The organism is Aliiroseovarius salicola (genome assembly GCF_027891095.1).
Classification (GTDB): domain Bacteria; phylum Pseudomonadota; class Alphaproteobacteria; order Rhodobacterales; family Rhodobacteraceae; genus Aliiroseovarius; species Aliiroseovarius salicola.
On sequence record NZ_JAQIIO010000001.1, the window covers coordinates 558,429 to 578,142 of the forward strand.

Annotated in this window: 17 protein-coding genes; 8 read left to right on the plus strand and 9 right to left on the minus strand. The window is 56.1% G+C overall.

Annotation, left to right across the window (positions count from 1 at the left end):
• The first annotated feature begins 7 nt into the window (after positions 1–7).
• Both O2N63_RS02855 and infB read left to right on the plus strand, forming a co-directional pair.
• Positions 8–646, plus strand: a complete 639-nt coding sequence (locus O2N63_RS02855; protein WP_271052603.1) for an RNA-binding protein — start codon at positions 8–10, stop codon at positions 644–646.
• On the plus strand, positions 643–3,132 hold the full coding sequence (infB, locus tag O2N63_RS02860) for a translation initiation factor IF-2 (RefSeq protein WP_271052604.1): 2,490 nt from the start codon (positions 643–645) through the stop codon (positions 3,130–3,132). Before O2N63_RS02855 ends, infB begins: the two co-directional genes overlap by 4 nt.
• Before the next feature lie 133 nt (positions 3,133–3,265).
• Here the strand turns inward: infB and O2N63_RS02865 are convergent, their stop codons facing one another.
• The 4 genes from O2N63_RS02865 to O2N63_RS02880 form a co-directional block, all read right to left on the minus strand.
• Positions 3,266–3,406: a hypothetical protein gene (locus O2N63_RS02865; RefSeq protein WP_271052605.1), complete on the minus strand. Its 141-nt coding sequence runs from the start codon at positions 3,404–3,406 to the stop codon at positions 3,266–3,268.
• 88 nt (positions 3,407–3,494) lie between these two features.
• Positions 3,495–3,893, minus strand: a complete 399-nt coding sequence (gene mutT, locus O2N63_RS02870; RefSeq protein WP_271052819.1) for an 8-oxo-dGTP diphosphatase MutT — start codon at positions 3,891–3,893, stop codon at positions 3,495–3,497.
• 78 nt (positions 3,894–3,971) lie between these two features.
• Positions 3,972–5,273 (minus strand): bifunctional glutamate N-acetyltransferase/amino-acid acetyltransferase ArgJ, encoded by a 1,302-nt coding sequence (gene argJ / locus O2N63_RS02875; protein ID WP_271052606.1) that lies wholly within the window; start codon positions 5,271–5,273, stop codon positions 3,972–3,974.
• An 11-nt stretch (positions 5,274–5,284) separates the two neighbouring features.
• Positions 5,285–6,175 carry a peptidylprolyl isomerase gene (locus tag O2N63_RS02880; RefSeq protein WP_271052607.1) on the minus strand — a complete coding sequence of 297 codons (891 nt, stop codon included), beginning with the start codon at positions 6,173–6,175 and terminating at the stop codon, positions 5,285–5,287.
• A gap of 179 nt (positions 6,176–6,354) precedes the next feature.
• On the opposite strand from O2N63_RS02880, the gene secA reads away from it, so the two are divergent.
• The 4 genes from secA (at position 6,355) to O2N63_RS02900 (ending at position 12,550) form a co-directional block, all read left to right on the plus strand.
• Entirely contained in the window at positions 6,355–9,036 is a 2,682-nt protein-coding gene (secA, locus tag O2N63_RS02885; RefSeq protein ID WP_271052608.1) for a preprotein translocase subunit SecA, read from the plus strand.
• Positions 9,037–9,052: 16 nt separating this feature from the next.
• The gene (gene rpiB, locus O2N63_RS02890; RefSeq protein ID WP_271052609.1) at positions 9,053–9,502 is read left to right on the plus strand and encodes a ribose 5-phosphate isomerase B; all 450 of its coding nucleotides are present in this window, start codon (positions 9,053–9,055) and stop codon (positions 9,500–9,502) included.
• Positions 9,503–9,696: 194 nt separating this feature from the next.
• Positions 9,697–10,872: a hypothetical protein gene (locus O2N63_RS02895; RefSeq protein WP_271052610.1), complete on the plus strand. Its 1,176-nt coding sequence runs from the start codon at positions 9,697–9,699 to the stop codon at positions 10,870–10,872.
• 118 nt (positions 10,873–10,990) lie between these two features.
• Positions 10,991–12,550, plus strand: a complete 1,560-nt coding sequence (locus tag O2N63_RS02900) for a phosphate ABC transporter substrate-binding/OmpA family protein (RefSeq protein WP_271052611.1) — start codon at positions 10,991–10,993, stop codon at positions 12,548–12,550.
• Between the two features lie 29 nt (positions 12,551–12,579).
• Here the strand turns inward: O2N63_RS02900 and radC are convergent, their stop codons facing one another.
• The 3 genes from radC to dnaK all read right to left on the minus strand — a co-directional run bounded on the left by radC (position 12,580) and on the right by dnaK (position 16,530).
• Complete coding sequence (radC, locus tag O2N63_RS02905; RefSeq protein ID WP_271052612.1) at positions 12,580–13,314, minus strand: RadC family protein; 735 nt, start codon at positions 13,312–13,314, stop codon at positions 12,580–12,582.
• Between the two features lie 87 nt (positions 13,315–13,401).
• Positions 13,402–14,547, minus strand: coding sequence for a molecular chaperone DnaJ (gene dnaJ / locus O2N63_RS02910; RefSeq protein ID WP_271052614.1), 1,146 nt, complete (start codon positions 14,545–14,547; stop codon positions 13,402–13,404).
• Between the two features lie 63 nt (positions 14,548–14,610).
• Positions 14,611–16,530: a molecular chaperone DnaK gene (gene dnaK / locus O2N63_RS02915; protein WP_271052615.1), complete on the minus strand. Its 1,920-nt coding sequence runs from the start codon at positions 16,528–16,530 to the stop codon at positions 14,611–14,613.
• Between the two features lie 209 nt (positions 16,531–16,739).
• Between dnaK and O2N63_RS02920 the strand changes: the two genes are divergently transcribed.
• A complete protein-coding gene (locus O2N63_RS02920) occupies positions 16,740–17,342 on the plus strand; it encodes an alpha-ketoglutarate-dependent dioxygenase AlkB family protein (RefSeq protein ID WP_333780720.1) in 603 nt (200 codons plus the stop codon).
• 6 nt (positions 17,343–17,348) lie between these two features.
• On the opposite strand, the gene O2N63_RS02925 is transcribed toward O2N63_RS02920, so the two are convergent.
• Complete coding sequence (locus O2N63_RS02925; protein WP_271052616.1) at positions 17,349–17,912, minus strand: peptide-binding protein; 564 nt, start codon at positions 17,910–17,912, stop codon at positions 17,349–17,351.
• 44 nt (positions 17,913–17,956) lie between these two features.
• On the minus strand, positions 17,957–18,781 hold the full coding sequence (locus O2N63_RS02930) for an ABC transporter permease (RefSeq protein ID WP_271052617.1): 825 nt from the start codon (positions 18,779–18,781) through the stop codon (positions 17,957–17,959).
• A 131-nt stretch (positions 18,782–18,912) separates the two neighbouring features.
• Here O2N63_RS02930 and cysQ point away from each other — a divergent pair, with 131 nt between their 5' ends.
• Positions 18,913–19,710: a 3'(2'),5'-bisphosphate nucleotidase CysQ gene (gene cysQ, locus O2N63_RS02935; RefSeq protein ID WP_271052618.1), complete on the plus strand. Its 798-nt coding sequence runs from the start codon at positions 18,913–18,915 to the stop codon at positions 19,708–19,710.
• Positions 19,711–19,714: the final 4 nt, after the last annotated feature.

A 19,714-nucleotide genomic window follows, 5' to 3' on the forward strand; every position in this document is an offset into this window, starting at 1 on the left:
TCGGCGCATGACGCGCGGTGGATCCAAATCGCGGCCCCAAGAGCCGGAACGCAAGTGCATCGCGACAGGCGAGAGCCAGCCGAAAGCTGGTCTCATCCGCTTTGTTGTAGGTCCGGATGGAATGGTTGTGCCAGACCTGCTGGACAAGCTGCCCGGACGCGGCATTTATGTCGCGGCCAACCGCGCAGCGATAGCCACGGCGATCAAGAAGGGCCTGTTTTCGCGCGCTGCGCGACAGCAAGTCACCGTGCCAGACGGGCTCTTGGATCTGCTCGAAAAGGGCTACGCCAACCGGGTGGTGCATTTGATCGCCATGGCTCGCAAAGCGGGTCAAGCGGTGGCTGGGTATGAAAAGGTGAAGGACTGGCTTTCCAAGGATCAAGCCAAGGTTCTGATCCAGGCTACAGACGGGTCCGACCGTCAAAAATCGAAACTGCGCCCCCCACGGGAGCGTGACCGCTATATCAACTGCCTGACCGGGGATGAGCTCGGATTGGCGTTTGGGCGGGAAAATGTGATACATGGTGCTCTTGCTGCTGGTGGTTTGGCCTCTCGTGTTGTAGAGGAAGCCAAGAAATTGACAGCAATACGGGCGCTAGACAGCGGCGGTGACAAGGGTCACCGGAAAGGTACGAAGACCAGATGAGCGATAATGACGGCAAAAAGACCCTCGGCCTGCGTGGAAGCCGCCCCGGCCAGGTGAAGCAAAGCTTCAGCCACGGGCGCACCAAGAATGTCGTGGTCGAAACGAAACGCAAGCGCGTTGTTGTGCCCAAGCAGGGTGCAGCAGCCGGTGGTGCCGCGTCGCCTGCTAAAGGGGATCCCCGGAAGCGTCCCGGTGGTATTTCCGATGCGGAAATGGAACGTCGCCTGAAGGCATTGCAGGCTGCCAAAGCCCGTGAAGCTGGTGAGAAAGTCAAACGCGAAGCCGAAGAAAAGGCGCGCGAGGAAGAGCGTCGTCGCCGCCGCGAAGAGGCTGAGGCCAAAGAGCGTGCCGAGCGTGAACGCGAAGAAGCTCTGAAAGCCAAGGCAGAAGAAGAGGCGCGCAAGAAGCGTGAGGCCGAAGAAGCAGCCAAACGTCCAAAAGCCGCTCCGAAACCGGATCCCGCTGCCGCGCAGGCTGCCGAGGCTCGTGGGGCCAAAACGCCGTCCGCGACCACTCGGAAAAAAGATGACCGTGGCAATGCAGATGCCCAACGCCAGAACCGCAGCAAAGGCCGCGACGACAACCGTCGTTCCGGCAAGCTGACCCTGAACCAGGCGCTGTCTGGTGATCGCGGCGGCCGCCAGCGTTCGGTTGCGTCGATGCGCCGTCAGCAAGAGCGCGCCCGTCAGAAAGCCTTGGGCGGCAATGTTGAGCGTGAAAAGGTTGTGCGCGACGTGCAGGTGCCTGAGGCGATTGTCGTCTCTGAACTTGCCAACCGTATGGCGGAACGCGTGGCTGACGTTGTTAAATCGCTCATGAAAATGGGCATGATGGTTACGCAGAACCAATCGATCGACGCGGATACCGCTGAATTGATCATTGAAGAGTTCGGCCACAAGATTGTCCGCGTGTCGGATGCCGACGTGGAAGACGTGATCCATCAGGTCGAGGACAAGGAAGAAGATCTGGAATCGCGTGCGCCGGTCATCACCATCATGGGTCACGTTGACCATGGTAAGACCTCGCTGCTCGACGCAATCCGTGACGCAAAAGTGACCGCAGGTGAAGCCGGTGGCATCACCCAGCACATCGGTGCCTATCAGGTGCAGACCGATGATGGGGTAACGCTGAGCTTCCTCGATACGCCGGGCCACGCTGCGTTTACCTCGATGCGTGCCCGTGGTGCGCAGGTGACGGATATTGTTGTGCTTGTTGTGGCCGCAGATGACAGCGTCATGCCGCAAACCATCGAAGCCATCAACCACGCCAAGGCGGCCGAAGTGCCGATGATCGTGGCGATCAACAAATGCGATAAACCCGCTGCGGACCCGGACAAGGTGCGTGCCGAGCTTCTGCAACACGAAGTGATTGTTGAGAAAATGTCGGGTGAAGTGCAGGACGTTGAAGTCTCTGCCGTCACCGGCCAGGGTCTTGACGCGCTGCTCGAAGCCATTGCGCTGCAATCCGAGATCCTTGAGCTCAAGGCCAACCCCGAACGCGCCGCATCTGGCGCCGTGATCGAGGCTCAGCTTGATGTGGGCCGTGGTCCTGTTGCCACCGTTCTGGTGCAGAACGGAACGCTGAAGCAGGGTGATATCTTTGTTGTGGGTGAGCAATGGGGCCGCGTGCGCGCCTTGATCAACGACAAGGGTGATCGCGTGAAAGAAGCCGGTCCGTCGGTTCCGGTTGAGGTTCTTGGCCTCAACGGCACCCCGGAAGCCGGCGACGTTCTGAACGTTGTGGACACCGAAGCACAGGCCCGTGAGATCGCGGAATACCGTGAGCACGCCGCGAAAGAAAAACGCGCTGCTGCCGGTGCTGCGACCACGCTGGAACAGATGATGGCCAAAGCGAAAGCCGACAAGGATGTGGCAGAGCTTCCGATCCTCGTGAAGGCCGATGTGCAGGGTTCTGCCGAAGCCATCGTTCAGGCGATGGAGAAGATCGGCAACGACGAGGTGCGCGTGCGCGTCCTGCACTATGGTGTGGGCGCGATCACTGAAACCGATATTGGCCTGGCCGAAGCGTCGGGATCGCCGGTCATTGGCTTTAACGTTCGTGCCAACACGCCCGCTCGTAACAGCGCCAACCAGAAGGGCGTCGAGATCCGTTACTATTCGGTGATCTATGACCTTGTGGATGATGTTAAAGCTGCTGCGTCTGGTCTGCTGTCTGCCGAGGTGCGTGAGAACTTCATCGGGTATTCTGAGATCCGCGAAGTCTTCAAAGTGTCGGGCGTCGGCAAAGTTGCCGGTTGTCTGGTCACCGAAGGTGTGGCTCGCCGTTCGGCTGGTGTGCGCCTGTTGCGTGACAACGTGGTGATCCACGAAGGCACGCTGAAGACGCTGAAACGCTTCAAGGATGAGGTGAAGGAAGTTCAGTCTGGTCAGGAATGCGGTATGGCGTTCGAGAACTATGACGACATCCGCCCTGGTGACGTGATCGAGATCTTCGAACGTGAAGAGATCGCCCGGACCTTGGATTGATCCTATTGAAATCAAACGGAAAGGCGCCCCATATTGCGGGCGCCTTTTTTGTTTGTGGGAAGTGGTCGCAAATAAAAAAGGGATGGTCACCGCCATCCCTTGATACCAAATACCAATTTGCAACTTGGCCTGATTAAGCGGCTTTGGCCTGAGTGGCGGGCCGACCGGCCATCAGGCGTCCGTCAACTTTGATGACGATCCGCCCATCAGAGAGCGTTTTCACGTAATGGCCTTGCACCATGACGCAGCTCCCCAGAATGATGGTTCTCATCATGACTAATCCCCCTTAGTCATCTGAAGGTATGCACACTATGCCACAGTTTTGTGATCAACAGGTAAGAGTTTGTAAATCCACCCGAAATCTACAACCAATCGCGCAGTATTGGGATAAGTGGTATGTCTGCCGGGGGCATAGGATATTCTCTAAGGGCTTGAGGCCGCACCCATTTTAGGGCCTGCCCTTCCTTTGGATGAGGCTGTCCCTCCCATTTGCGGCAGGCAAAAACCGGCATCAGCAAATGGAAATTATCATAGCTGTGGCTGGCAAAGGTCAATGGCGCGAGGCATGAAGCCCAGGTATCGATTCCCAATTCTTCATGCAACTCACGAACAAGCGCGGCTTCGGGTGTTTCCCCCAGCTCGACTTTGCCGCCGGGAAATTCCCACAGACCCGCCATCGATTTACCTTCGGGGCGCTGGGCCAACAGGACGCGGCCATCGGCGTCTATAAGCGCCACGGCGGATACGAGTACGGTCTTGATGCTCATCTGATCTCCAAGAGGTGTCGCCACAAAACCAGTATACTAGAAAACTAGTTTTCTGGTTTTGTAAGCAAAAGGTTAAGAGCGGTAATCGGCGTTGATCTGGATATAGGCGTGGGTCAGATCGCAGGTCCAGACAGTGCTCTTGCCTTCACCCAGACCGAAATCGACCGTGATCACGATATCATCACCCTTGAAACACGCCGCACCGTCCTCTTCGCGATAGTCAGGCGACACCCAGCCTTTTTCAGCGACCAGGATATCTCCGAATGAGATCGACAACCTGTCCCGCTCTGCATAGGCGCCCGACTTGCCGATCGCGGCAACAATCCGACCCCAGTTGGGATCTTCACCCGCCACGGCGGTTTTCACCAATGGCGAGTTGGCAATGGCGAGCGCATGGATCTTGGCATCTGCATCAGACCGGGCACCGGTCACGCGAATTTCGACAAATTTTGTTGCCCCTTCGCCGTCTTTAACGACCTGATGCGCCAGATCGAGCATGACCGCGTTCAACGCGTCGCGGAACACCGCATTTTCGAGGCCGACTTCAGCGCCTGACGCGCCTGTGGCTGCCAGCAAGAGCGTGTCTGATGTCGATGTGTCGCTGTCCACGGTGATCGCGTTGAATGTTGTGTCGGTCAGATCTGAGAGCATCGACTGCAAGTCAGCTTGCGCAACCTTGGCATCGGTGAAGATGAACACCAGCATGGTGGCCATGTCAGGGGCAATCATGCCCGAGCCTTTGGCGATGCCTGCGATATGCACTGTGCGATCACCGACTTTCACCTCAGCCTTGGATCCCTTGGCAAAGGTGTCCGTGGTGCGAATGGCCTCGGCGGCGTCTTTCATGGCGTCTGGGGTCAGCAGCCCTTTAAGCTCATCGATTTTCGCGACAATGCGGTCATGGGGCAGGGGTTCGCCAATCACCCCGGTTGAGGCGGTGAAGACGCGTGAGCTGGGTACACCCAAAACGTCTGATACAGCGCTGGTGATTGCCTCAACCGATCCTGTTCCGGCGGCACCAGTAAACGCGTTGGAGTTACCTGCATTGACCAGAAAAGCGGCGCCTTCGCTCGCATCCCCTCCAAGCTTGGCCTGACAGTCCAGCACGGGTGCGGAGCGGGTAGAGGATTTGGTGAACGTCCCGGCGATTGTGGTGCCCGGGGCAAGCTCGGCCAACATCACATCCAGACGATCCGCATATTTCACACCCGCTTTTGCCGCAGCAAACCGCGCCCCAGCCACAACTGGCAGATCGGGAAATGCGTCAGGTGCCAGAGGCGCAATGTCATGCACATGGTTCTTTGCGTCAGCCAGTTGCTGCTTGAGCTTGCGAACCTTCTTTTTCAGCTTCGCGATCTTCTTGGTTTTACCCATTCCGTTCCCCTTTATTGGTCGAGCAGCGACAAATTGCCAAGGGCTGCGGGGTCGATGGTGTTCAGATCAACCCGGTCGATGTTGGCCGCATCCAGAAGCTTTTGGACAGCCATTTCCACCGCATCGGTTTCGATCTTCACAGCCAGTTCTTCACGTACCTCGTCCAAGGGCGGGGCACCTTTCATGCGGGTTTCATTCAGCTTGACCACATGCCAGCCGAACTGGGTTTCCACCGGGGCCGAGACATTTCCGGGCTCAAGGGTCAAAACGGCGTCTTCAAAAGGTTTCACCATCATACCCTTGCCAAACCAGCCAAGGTCGCCGCCATTGGGGCCAGAGGGGCCGGTGGAGTGCTCTTTGGCGAGTTCCGCGAAATCCGCACCCGCCTCCAGCTCTACAATCAATTCCTTTGCCTTTTCTTCGGCTTCCACCAGAATATGGGCGGCGTGAAACTCTTTGGTTGGCTCGGCGTCGGCATAGGCTTCATCATAAGCTGACTGAAGCGCCTCTTCGGTGACGGCGGTAGAAATCACTTCGTCCACTTTTTCGGTGGCGATGACCGAGCGGCGTTGGTTTTCAAGTTGAAGTTCTGCACGGTGGCTCAATTCGCCAATGGCTTGCCCCAGAACGGTTTGCTGGATCACCTGTTCGAGCAAACCTTGCAGCAAAACGTCATTGGGAAGGTTCTGATATTGCGGTGACAAACCCTGACGCGCGACGATCAAATGGCCAAGGGTGATGTCTTCACCATTCACGTTGGCTAGAACGGTTGCGCCATTTGCGTCGATTTTTACCATTTCGGCCGGTGCTTCCTCGACGTTGCCTGTCTCTTGTGCATGGGCAGGCAGGCCAATCATCAACGAAAGAGCGGTTCCCAGCAGGATGGTGGTGCGTTTCGACATGAAATTCTCCCTCAGAGCGGGCCGGATGGCCCGGCAACATTGACTATTTTGTACCCGACGCTTACATCGCTTTGAGGCTTGAGAGCGCTGGTTCTTGGGCTCCTTGATAGGGGGCCGAACGGGGACGGGCAAGAACCCTCTGGTCAGACCAGCGACAAACCGTATTGAGGCACAATAATATGCTTGGAAAAATCGCCCGCGCCGTCTTTGGAACCCCCAATGACCGCAAGATCAAGGCCACTCGCCCAACCGTGGCGAAGATCAACGCGCTGGAAGAAGAATTTGCGGCCCTGTCCGATGAGGGCATCAAGGCAAAAACCGAAGAATTCAAGAAACGCGTGGCTGAAGGTGAGAAACTCGACGCCATTCTGCCCGAGGCCTTCGCCAACTGTCGCGAAGCTGCCAAGCGGGCACTTGGCCTGCGCGCATTTGACACACAGTTGATGGGTGGGATGTTCCTGCATCAGGGCAATATCTCGGAAATGAAGACCGGTGAGGGTAAAACCCTCGTGGCAACCTTCCCGGCTTATCTGAACGCGCTCACCGGCAAAGGTGTGCATATCGTGACGGTGAACGATTATCTGGCCCGTCGTGACGCCGAATGGATGGGCAATGTGTTCGAAGCGCTGGGCATGACCACTGGTGTGATCTATCCGCAGCAGCCTGATGACGAAAAACGCGCGGCTTATGTTTGTGACGTGACCTATGCCACCAATAACGAGCTTGGGTTCGATTATCTGCGCGACAACATGAAATCCGACCTCAAGGATATGTCGCAGCGCGGGCATAACTTTGCCATCGTCGACGAAGTGGACTCGATCCTGATTGATGAGGCGCGGACACCGCTGATCATCTCTGGCCCGTCCGAAGATCGTTCGGAAATGTATGTGACCGTTGACGGCCTGATCCCTGAGCTGCGTGAAGAGCATTTCACCATTGATGAAAAAGCCCGCAGCGCAACCTTCACGGAAGAGGGGAATGAATTTTTGGACGAGCTGGTGCATGCCAAGGGTTTGCTGCCAGAAGAGCAATCGCTCTATGATGCGGAAAGCACCACCCTGGTACACCACCTGAACCAGGGCCTGCGCGCGCATAAACTTTTCAATCGCGACAAGGACTATATCGTTCGTGATGGCGAAGTGGTTCTGATCGACGAATTTACTGGCCGGATGATGGCAGGTCGTCGTCTGTCTGACGGTCTGCATCAGGCCATCGAAGCCAAAGAAGGCTGCAAGACCCAGCCGGAAAACGTGACCCTCGCGTCCGTGACCTTCCAGAACTATTTCCGTCTTTACAATGTGTTGTCCGGAATGACCGGCACTGCGCTGACCGAAGCCGATGAATTTGAGGAAATCTATGGTCTGGGTGTGGTCGAAGTGCCCACCAACAAGCCGATTGCCCGGATTGACGAACATGATGCCGTCTATCGCACCGGGGTCGAGAAATTCAACGCCATCGTTGAAGAGATCCAGAAGGCCAATGAAAAGGGTCAGCCGATCCTTGTGGGGACCACTTCGATCGAGAAATCCGAGTTCCTGTCTGATCTTCTCAACAAAGCCAAGGTGAAACACGATGTTCTGAACGCTCGTCAGCACGAGCGCGAGGCGCAGATCGTGGCGGATGCCGGCAAGCTGGGCGCAGTGACCATCGCCACCAACATGGCGGGCCGCGGTACCGACATTAAGCTTGGCGGCAATGTCGAGTTCAAGATCATGGAAGCGATCGAAGCCAATCCCGACGCTGACCCGGCTGAGATCCGCACGCAGGTTGAAGAGGCGCACAAATCTGACGAACAGGCAGTTAAAGACGCAGGTGGCCTGTTCGTGCTGGCCACTGAACGCCATGAAAGCCGCCGGATCGACAACCAGCTGCGCGGCCGTTCCGGTCGTCAGGGTGACCCGGGCCGTTCTTCCTTCTTCCTGTCATTGGAAGACGACCTAATGCGGATCTTTGGATCTGAACGTCTGGAGAAAGTGCTCTCGACGCTGGGCATGAAAGAAGGCGAAGCCATTGTGCACCCTTGGGTGAACAAGTCGCTCGAACGTGCGCAGGCCAAAGTCGAAGGGCGCAACTTCGACATTCGTAAGCAGCTGTTGAAATTCGATGACGTGATGAATGACCAGCGGAAGGCCATCTTTGGCCAGCGCATGGAGATCATGGAAACTGAGGACCTGTCCGAGATTGTCGGCGATATGCGTCACCAGATGATCGACGATATGGTGGATGGCTATATGCCGCCGAAATCCTATGCAGATCAGTGGGATACGCAGGGGCTTCATGATGGTGTTGTCGAAAACCTGAGCATGGATCTGCCGGTGATCGACTGGGCCGGCGAAGAAGGTGTGGACGATGATGTGATCCGCGAACGCCTGTATGATGCGTCGGACGAGATGATGGCGAAGAAAGCCGTTGATTTCGGACCTGAGAACATGCGCTCGATCGAAAAGCAGATCCTGCTGCAGACCATCGACACGAAATGGCGTGAACACCTTCTGACGCTGGATCACCTGCGCTCGGTTGTGGGTTTCCGTGGCTATGCGCAGCGCGACCCGCTGAGCGAATACAAAAACGAAGCCTTCCAGCTGTTTGAAAGCCTGCTGGATGGGTTGCGCCTGGATGTCACCAAACGCCTCTCGCAGATCCGTCCGATGACAGAAGAAGAGCAGGCGGCGATGATGCAGCAGATGGTCCAGCAGCAACAGGCCAATATGGCCGCCGCAGATGCGTCTGAGCAGGCACAGGCCGCTGCCGATGGCGGGTTTGACGAAAACAACCCGGCGACCTGGGGCAACCCGTCGCGCAACGATGCCTGCCCCTGTGGGTCCGGCAAGAAATTCAAACATTGCCACGGCAAGATCTAAGGTGGAACCATCTGATATGACTGAATCCAAACGCATCGTTCTGTCCAGCGACCATGCTGACATCGCGCTTCGCCAGACCATTGCCGAGCATGTCGCCGCCAAGGGGTGGGATGTGATCGATATCGGTCCCACCACGTCCGAAAGCACTCATTACCCCAAGCACGGTGAAGAAGCGGCGCGGCGTATTGCGTCAGGTGAGTGCCAGCTGGGCATCATTCTGTGTGGTACCGGTCAGGGCATCATGATGGCGGCAAACAAGGTAAAGGGCATTCGTTGCGGTGTCTGTTCCGACACGTTTTCTGCCCGCATGATCCGTGAGCACAATGATGCGAACATGCTTTCGATTGGTGCGCGCGTGATTGGTGAGGGTCTCGCGCTGGATATTGTGGACGCATTCCTGTCTGCCGAATTCGAAGGCGGCCGCCACGCGACTCGCGTCGATATGATCAAGGCGATCGAGGAATAGTGGTTCTCCCAATCATGCCTTTTGTCTTGCTTTGAATCTGTTTCCATCGGGGCAAAAATAGGGCGTGATTGTTTATCCTATTGAAGATAAACGAAAATTGCAGTGATAACGCTTGTCCAAATCCGTTATTGCTCCCCAAAACCGGCACATTCCTCTGCCAGTGTTAGGGAGAATCGGACTCAGAGGAGACAGTCATGCGCAACATCGTGGGGCAGTTGAAAGCGATTGACCTGAAAAGCGTCGACCTGAAAGGCATCGATAAGAAACGAATGGGCACTGCAGCGGTGACCTTGGTGGTTGCGCTGGGTGCAGGATATTACATGCAGGCAGGCAAGCCTGCCGCCTCTCAGGGCCAACCAACTGTGGCAATGCCGGTGCAGACCGCCTCGGTTATGCCCGTATCCACAGATGAACCTGTCGAAGCGGCAATTGCCGCATCGCCTGCAGAGATCGCAGGGGCAGCTGATTCCACGACTTTGGCAGAAGAAGCGCTGGCAGATGTCTCCATGGCGGATGAAATTCCGCCCGCGAACGTCGTTCTTGAAGCAAATGTGGTGCAGGATGAAGTTGCGTCTGCCCAGGCCCTTGATCCTGCATCGGAAGATGTAGGAACGAATGAGGTATTTGATCTTGCCGCGCTTGAAACCACGCCTCCTAGCCCGGTTGAATCCAATGCAGCCCCACTTGCAGAAAACGCGTGTGAACCGGTTCTGACAGCGGTGGCCAGTGATATGGCGATGATGACGGTGACAATCTCTGCTCCGTGCCATGCAAACGCAACGGTAGAATTTGCGCATGAAGGCCTGCGCTTTTCCGAACGTCTGGATGAAAATGGCGAGGTCTCGCAGCTTGTGCCAGCGTTGTTGCCAGAGGCAAAAGTGACCGCTTATCTGGACGATGATTCAAGCGCCGAAGTCGAATTGACCATTCCCGAAGCCAGCCAGTATTACCGTGCCGCTCTTGTCTGGCAGGGCGCAACCGGTCTGCAACTGCACGCCTTCGAAGAAGGGGCAGATTACGGACAAGAGGGCCACCTTTGGTCTGAGGCACCGGGCAATACAGCACGTTCCAAATCGGGGCTGGGTGGATATGTCACCATGCTGGGTACTGTTGCCAAGGGTTATGCCGCGGATGTTTATACATTTCCGGCTTATCTGATGCGATCGCTCACTGGCCCCAAACTTTCGATTGAAGCGCATGTTCTTGAAAACACATGTGAAAACAATATTGAAGCTGTGTATTTGCGTGCCGATGGCAGCAATGCGCCAACCCAAATGCCAGTAGAAATCTTTGCGCCCGGGTGCGATGCGATTGGGGAGTATCTTGTTCTGCAGGACATGCCAAAAGCTCTGCAAATTGCCTTGAAGTGACACACAACTGCGTGCAGTCAGGCAACAAACTGCCTGACTCACAACAGATGGTCTGTTGTCCCCGCGCCAACTGCTGCATACTCTCGTCAATTCTAATCGAACGTTGCAGAGGCAGACCATGAACTATCTGCGTGCGGCCATATGCGCCGCACTTTTTCTTGCTTGGCAGGGAGGACATGCCAAGGCAGAGGATATCTCCCTTATCGCGCGTGACGGGTCGATTACCCTTTCCGGAAATCTGATCGGTTATGATGGTGAGTTTTACCGCATCGAGACGGAATATGGCATCCTGACCGTGGATGGTTCGGGGGTGCGTTGCGAAGGTCCTGGCTGCCCCAATCTGGGGGCCTATGTTGCAGATCTGGTGATTTCTGGGGCGCATGAACTTGGGGCGATTCTCATGCCTGCCTTGGTCGAAGGGTTCGCCCTGCGACAGGGGTATGCGCTGAAGCGCGAAGAGCAGCAGGCTGGGCGTGTGCAATACACGCTTTACGAAGGTGACGCCGGACAGAAAGCCGCCCAGATCACCATTCAACTGGGGTCCTCAAACGAAGGGTTTGCGGATTTGCTTGGTCATAAGGCGGATATCGTTCTGTCACAGCGTGAAGTCAATTCCCGAGAGCGTGTGATGGCCTATGAGGCGGGGCTCGGAGATTTAAACAGTCGGCGACAAGAGCGTGTATTGGCACTGAACGGATTGGTCCCAGTGGTTTCCCCGGGCAATCCGGTGCGCCGCCTGTCGATGTCCCAGCTTGCCGCGATTTATGCTGGCAAGATCACCAGCTGGCAAGAGTTGGGGGGAGAGGATGCGCCCATAACCCCTTATTTGCAGGCGGAGGGGACAGGCTTTGCGCCCATTTTCGAGAAAAAAGTGATCTCGGCACAAGGTACACGCTTGTCCGATCGTGTCGTTCGCGTGCAAAGCGATGCGGCCCTGCTGGATGCTGTCGTGCGGGATCCATTTGGATTGGGTATCGCGCCATATACCCGTCAGGGTAACAATGAGATTGTCCAGCTTTCAGGACGGTGCGGGTTTGGTGTTGATGCAACTGAACTGGCGATCAAAGCAGAAGATTACCCACTGACCACCCCTATTTACCTTTACCTTCCAGAACTGCGCTTGCCGCAGCTGGGCAGAGAACTTCTGACTTACCTGCGCAGTGAAGCCGCGCAGCTGGTGACGCGCCGGGCAGGATATGTGGATCAGGCAATGTCGGTGGTGCCGCTGTCTCATCAGGGGGACCGGCTGGCGAATGCGATTGCGATGGCAGGGGACGAGATCACTCTTGAGGAATTGCAGCGCTTGTCGCGCTTTGTCACGCGGCAAAGCCGCTTGTCCCTGACGTTCCGCTTTGAAGGTGGCTCTACCTATCTGGATGCGCCGTCACGGTCCAATGTAACTCTGCTGGCGCGTGCGCTTGAGGCAGGGCGATTTGACGGGCGCAAGATGAGCTTTGTTGGATTTTCAGACGGTCAGGGTGCCGCTGCGCAGAACCTCAATCTGTCTCGTAAACGTGCGGATGCAGTGCGGCAGGCCGTTCTGGCTGAGGCAGAAGGGTTAGACACCACGCGCGTGGCGCTAGGGGTCGAGGCGTTCGGGGAGGCTTTGCCCATGGCGTGTGACGAAAGCGCCTGGGGGCGGGGAGTGAACCGACGGGTGGAAATTTGGCTGGATTGATCTCGCGTCTTTTTGCTTTTGAACGACTGTCAGAGGTACCCTTGTGCACGGAAGCTCAGTTCATCTGATTTTCCGACCACAAGGTGATCATGCAGTGAAATTCCCAGTGCAGTAGCGGCCTGTTCCACTTGGCGCGTCATCTGCATGTCGCTTTCTGATGGGGTTGGATCCCCCGAAGGGTGGTTGTGGACAAGGATAAGCGCCGAGGCATTCAGCTCTAGCGCCCGCTTAACCACCTCGCGTGGATAGACCGGAACGTGATCCACAGTGCCTTGCGCCTGTTCTTCATCTGCGATCAGCACGTTTTTCGTATCGAGATACAGAACTCGGAACTGCTCGGTTTGCCGATGCGCCATGGTGGTGTGGCAATAATCGACCAGACTGTCCCAGGATGAGATCACATGTCGCTGCATCACGCGGGACCGGGCCAGCCGGTGCGCTGCCGCCTCGACAATCTTGAGTTCTGTGATCACCGATGGCCCGATGCCATGGAGTTCTTGCAGGCGCGAAACCGGGGCAGAGATCACTCCGTTGAAATCTCCGAATCGGTCAAGCAGGCGTCGGGCCATAGGTTTTACATCCTGACGTGGGATCGCACGGAAGAGCACCAGTTCCAGCATTTCATAGTCGGGCAGGGCGGCTGCCCCGCCTGTCATGAACCGCTCCCGCAGGCGCTTGCGGTGATCCTTGATATAGGAGGGCAGGCGCCCTTTCTCTTGTTTGACAGGAACCGGCAGGGCCTCATCCGTGTCAAACAAACTCATGGGCTTTTCGCCAAAAGAAAAGGGTTGGTGCGTCATACACCAACCCTTGCATAGCTTTGGTAAAGCAATGGTTAAGGCAAACCAGCTTTAAGAGGTCATCCCATCCCAGAAACTGCGCACCTTCGAAAAGAAGTTCGAGCTTTCCGGGTTGTTCTCTTCAGACAGTTTTTCAAACTCGCGCAAAAGCTCTTTCTGTTTCGAGGTCAGGTTGACCGGCGTTTCCACCGACAATTCGATATACATGTCGCCGGACGGACCACCGCGCAGACCGGGCATGCCTTTTCCGCGCAGACGCATCTGACGGCCAGATTGGCTGCCAGCCGGGATCTTCACCCGAGACCGGCCACCATCAATGGTGGGTACTTCGATATCCCCACCCATTGCGGCAGAGGTCATTGAGACCGGGATGCGGCAATGCAAGTGCGTGCCTTCACGATCAAAGAGCGCATGGGGTGTGACCTCGATGAAGATATAAAGATCACCAGTTGGACCACCCCGCAGCCCCGCCTCGCCTTCACCAGCCAGGCGAATACGCGTGCCGGTTTCCACCCCGGCTGGGATGTTTACGGACAGCGAGCGTTCTTTTTCCTTGCGACCAGCACCGCCACAGGATTTGCACGGGTTCTTGATCATTTGACCCATGCCCTGACAGGTTGGGCAGGTACGTTCGACAGTAAAGAAACCTTGCTGTGCGCGAACCTTGCCCATGCCAGAGCAGGTTGGACACATGGTCGGTTCAGCACCGCTTTCAGCACCAGACCCGTCACATTCGTCACAGCTGACCGACGTAGGGACGTTGATGGTCTGTTGCAGGCCCGTATAGGCTTCTTCCAGGGTTACACGCAGGTTATAGCGCAGATCCGAGCCACGTTGCGCCCGCGACCGGCCACCACCGCCACGTTGTCCGCCCATGAAATCCCCGAAGAGATCGTCGAACACATCGGAAAATGAGCTGGCGAAATCGCCCTGGCCGCCATATCCACCGCCCGGACGACCACCCATGCCACCCTCGAACGCCGCATGACCATAACGGTCATAGGCGGCTTTCTTGTCGGCATCTTTCAACACCTCATAAGCTTCGTTCACTTCTTTGAATTGAGCTTCGGCGTTGGGATTGTCAGAGTTGCGATCCGGGTGCAGCTCTTTTGCCTTCTTGCGATAGGCTTTCTTGAGCTCATCAGCAGACGCGCCTTTGGCGGCCCCCAGAACTTCGTAGTAGTCACGTTTTGCCATTAAATTCTCCCTTGGGGAGGGGGTTGGCCCGCACTTGGCAGGCCAACCGTTACCTAGAGAGACTTACGACCGCTTGTCGTTGTCGAGGTCTTCGAAGTCGGCATCTACGATGTCGTCATCAGCGGCGCGCGGACCGTCTTCGCCTTCCGGCTCTTCACCTTCAGCTTCGGCTTGTTGCGATTTGTAGATCGCTTCGCCAAGCTTCATGGCAGCTTCGGTCACGTTCTGAACGCCCGCTTTCAGCTTGTCAGCCGTCGCGTCCTCTTTGTCGAGGTCGTCTTTCAGTGCGGCAATGGCCAGCTCGATCGCTTCGATCGTGGTTGGGTCGACTTTGTCGGCATGCTCTTCCATCGACTTTTCGGTCGAGTGGATCAGGCTTTCGGCCTGGTTGCGAGCCTCAACAAGTTCCTTGCGCTCTTTGTCGGCCTCGGCGTTGGCTTCAGCGTCTTTCACCATTGCTTCGATGTCGTCATCTGACAGACCGCCCGAGGCTTGGATGGTGATTTTCTGCTCTTTGCCAGTGCCTTTGTCCTTGGCGCCCACTTCCACGATGCCGTTGGCGTCGATGTCGAAGGTCACTTCGATCTGCGGCAGGCCGCGCGGTGCCGGCGGGATGTCCTCGAGGTTGAACTGGCCGAGGATCTTGTTGTCGGCGGCCATTTCGCGTTCACCTTGGAACACGCGCAAGGTCACGGCGTTCTGGTGGTCTTCCGCGGTTGAGAAGATCTGCGACTTTTTGGTCGGGATCGTGGTGTTGCGGTCGATCAGGCGGGTGAACACGCCACCCAGCGTCTCGATGCCCAGCGACAGCGGGGTCACGTCGAGCAGCACAACGTCTTTCACGTCACCTTGCAGAACGCCGGCCTGAATGGCGGCGCCCATGGCAACCACTTCGTCCGGGTTCACACCTTTGTGTGGCTCTTTACCGAAAAATTTGGTGACCTCTTCGATCACTTTCGGCATGCGGGTCATACCACCCACCAGAACCACTTCGTCAATGTCGCCGGTCGAGAGACCTGCGTCTTTCAGCGCAGCCTGACAGGGCTTGATCGAGCGTTTGATCAGGTCCGATACGAGGCTCTCCAGCTTGGCGCGGGTCAGTTTCATGACCATGTGCAGCGGGGCACCATCAGCGCCCATCGAGATGAACGGCTGGTTGATTTCGGTCTGTGAGGCCGACGACAGCTCGATCTTGGCTTTTTCAGCGGCTTCTTTCAGGCGCTGCAGGGCCATCTTGTCTTTCGACAGGTCGACCTGGTTTTCCTTTTTGAACTCATCGACCAGATACTGGACGATGCGCATGTCGAAGTCTTCACCACCGAGGAAGGTGTCACCGTTGGTCGATTTTACTTCAAACAGGCCATCGTCGATTTCCAGGATGGTCACGTCGAAGGTACCACCACCAAGGTCATAGACCGCGATGGTCTGGGTCTGCTCTTTGTCCAAACCGTAGGCCAGAGCGGCGGCGGTCGGTTCGTTGATGATACGCAGCACTTCGAGGCCAGCAATCTTGCCGGCGTCTTTGGTGGCCTGACGCTGGGCGTCGTTGAAGTAAGCAGGAACGGTGATGACCGCTTGGGTCACGTCTTCGCCGAGGTATGATTCAGCGGTTTCTTTCATCTTACCAAGAATAAAGGCCGAGATTTGCGAGGGCGAATACTTCTGGCCAGCGGCCTCAACCCATGCGTCACCATTACCACCATCAACGATGGAATAGGGGACGAGTTTCTTGTCTTTCTCGACAGCCGGGTCCTGCATGTTGCGGCCAATCAGGCGCTTTACAGCAAACACAGTGTTGTCGGGGTTGGTGACGGCCTGACGTTTGGCGGGTTGACCAACAAGGCGTTCTTCGTCCTTGAAGGCAACAATTGAAGGCGTCGTACGTGCGCCTTCTGCGTTTTCAATTACTCGCGGTTGCGAGCCGTCCATGATGGCGACACAGGAGTTGGTGGTCCCGAGGTCAATACCAATGACTTTGGCCATGCTCAAAATCCTCTTCTAGGCGATGTTGAAGGAACCGGCCTTGCGAAGCACCGGCCCCTGATCCCAATTTTCAAGCCGGAAACGGATCGTCCAATCCCGGCGTCGAAGCGTATATAAGTAGGCTGAATGGGTGCTGCAAGCGTTCAAACACAGCGTTCTGCGCAAAAAAGCGAGTCATTTTCAGTGTTTTGGCAATGAAAGCGTAAGAAATGGAAGCAATGGATCTGGGCGGGGCAAAACTTTTCAAGCACATGCTGGATCGGAACCAGCAGGAAGTGGTGGTCAATCGGGTCCGTGATGTTGTGGCCCAAGTGCCACTTTTTCATCCGGTCACCGCGTCTGGCAGGCGAATGTCGGTACGGATGACTTCGTGTGGGCGATTGGGTTGGGTCAGTGACCGGCAGGGATATCGCTATGAAACGCACCATCCGAATGGAACATCGTGGCCCAAGATCCCGGATGAGATTCAGGACGTGTGGAAACAGGTGTCTGACTGTGACGTGGTACCGGACAGCTGCCTGCTGAATTTCTATGGTGAAGGGGCGAAAATGGGCATGCATCAGGACCGGGACGAAGGGGATTTCAGTTTTCCGGTTGTGTCGATCAGCCTCGGGGATGACGCGCTGTTTCGTATCGGAGGCACCGCGCGGGGAGGCAAGACGCAATCAGCCTGGCTGGGATCGGGGGATGTGCTGGTGTTGAAAGGTGCGGCCCGGCTGGCCTATCACGGCATTGACCGGCTGCGGTTTCGCTCAAGTGATCTGCTTAAGGATCATGGACGGATCAATTTGACCCTGCGTGTGGTGCGATGAGGTTGGTCAGCGCGGAGTAATGGAGCAGCACCCGGAAAGGGCCTCTTGTCCGTCAACTGTATCAAGCAGAATGTCCACACTCAGACCATATCCACGATCCGACATGCCATCGTGACACTCTTCGCGGCGCAGGTTCATCAGCGTTTCGCGGGGCCCGTCCTCGCCGCGCATCCAGTAACGGTCAGGTCGCCCGGATGTCATTGTGGTCATCGAGAGGCGAAAGTGTTGTTCCCCTTCATCCATACGCTCAAGAACCAGCGTGTCTTCGCCACTGCCATGCAGGTCCCAGAAGGGTTCTGTCCCATAGCAATCAAGCGGCCAGGGCATCATCCCCCAGTCCTGGCCGGGCTGGCGCGCGAGATATCGAAGAGAGACCCAGCCCGCCCGCTCATCAATATTCACCATGCCCCAAGTCAGGTCGCTGGAAATGGATACGATTTCGATCCCAGTGCGATCAGGAGGAAAAGCGCCCAAAATTTCGGCGCCGGTAGTGGGGTGCTCGCGGACATTCAGAACATCGTCAGAAGCTACATTTGAGACATCGTATAGCGCAGGATAGGAATCGGGCATTGCCGCGACGGGTATGAGCCACAGAAAAAGCGATGCCAGGAACCTCAACCGCGCGCGCCCCAACTGACGGAAGCATGTCTGCGCGAATAATGTTCCCCCAACAGCCCGATCACCAGCAGCACGAGTGACAGGTAAAACGGATAGGACGTCGATGAATAATGTGGATTGTAGTTCACAAAGACATATCCACGCGCCTGGTCAATAATGTGAAACAGTGGGTTCCAGGAAAACATCACAATCATGGAAGACGGCAGGGTGTTCGCCAGAAACATTTTGCCGGATGCAATCATATTGGCGCGGGTGTAAATCTGTCTCGCCATAGAAGAAAGCTGCGGGAACCATGGCTTTAACGCCAGAAACACCATTCCCACGCATATTCCAGAGAACCACGCCATCACCAACATGGCGGCCGCCCCCTTCATATTATAGAATTCGACATTATCGGTTATGAGATCATAGACCACCAATACCGCACCCACTGACAGGAACTGGATGTAAAGCGCCCCTAATGAGGCCGAGGCAATTGCGACAAATGTATTCATGGGTGCATGCAGTATCATCGAGGAAGTTGGACCCCCTGACCCAGCAACCGCACCCACGGATTTAATATGGGTCATGTAAAGGAAGATCCCGGACAGGAGGTAAAGAACAAAGTCCCCCTGAATCTTCACCCTGTCGCGGCCTAGAAGCGTGAACATCAGGTAAAATATTACAACCAGCATCATGGTTTGCATGATATTGATCAGGAGCGCGATGAGAGCGTTAGAATGCGACTGTCGAACAGATTGCACGGTTGCGACATAGATCACCTCACACATCGAGATGGCCGCTTCGAATCGCGATCGGTTTTGCCTGGTAGCCTGAAACATCAGATGATCTATTTGCCTCTTTTATGCATCAATTTAACTGGGAATTCTTGCTGTTCCTTTACCTTGAAACCATAAGAGAGGTTATAAAACATGGCAACAACGCCGATTGATGCAAAATAGGAGCGACCCCGTTGGATTTTGACCGATTAGAGAAGGTCATGCGCCGTCTGGCCCTTGAGGCCGGAGAGGTGATCATGGAGATTTACAATTCCGATGATTTTGAAGTGAAATCAAAATCCGACGACAGCCCGGTTACGGCTGCAGATGAGGCGGCAGATGCTCTGATCTCTAAAGGCCTGCGCGAAGCATTTCCGGAGGTGCTGCTTGTCACCGAGGAGCAAGCTGACAGCCACGCACAAAAGGCCGATGAATTCCTGATCGTCGATCCGTTGGATGGCACAAAAGAGTTCATTCATCGCCGTGGCGATTTCACCGTAAACATCGCCTATGTGAAAGATGGTAACCCGATCCGAGGCGTCGTTTATGCGCCAGCACGTGATCGTATGTTCTTTACCCGCGCCGATGGGCAAAGCGTCGAAGAGATGGGGCCCTTTGACAAAGGTGCGCTGGGCGAGGTGAAAGAAATCAATGTTTCCACCCCGGATAATGACGCGTTGATGGTCGTGGCATCAAAATCGCACCGGGATCAGGCCACTGATGACTACATCAACAAATATCAGGTGAAGGACAGTCGATCCGCTGGATCGAGCCTGAAATTCTGTCTGGTCGCCACAGGAGAAGCGGATATTTACCCCCGCGTTGGCCGCACGATGGAATGGGACACAGCAGCGGGCCATGCTGTGTTGAACGGAGCTGGTGGTGCTGTTGTGCGCTTTGACGATCATTCTCCGCTGACCTATGGCAAGCCGATTTATGAAAACCCGTTTTTCATCGCCTATGCCAAGGGTGTGGATCTGAAACCCGCCTGAGCCA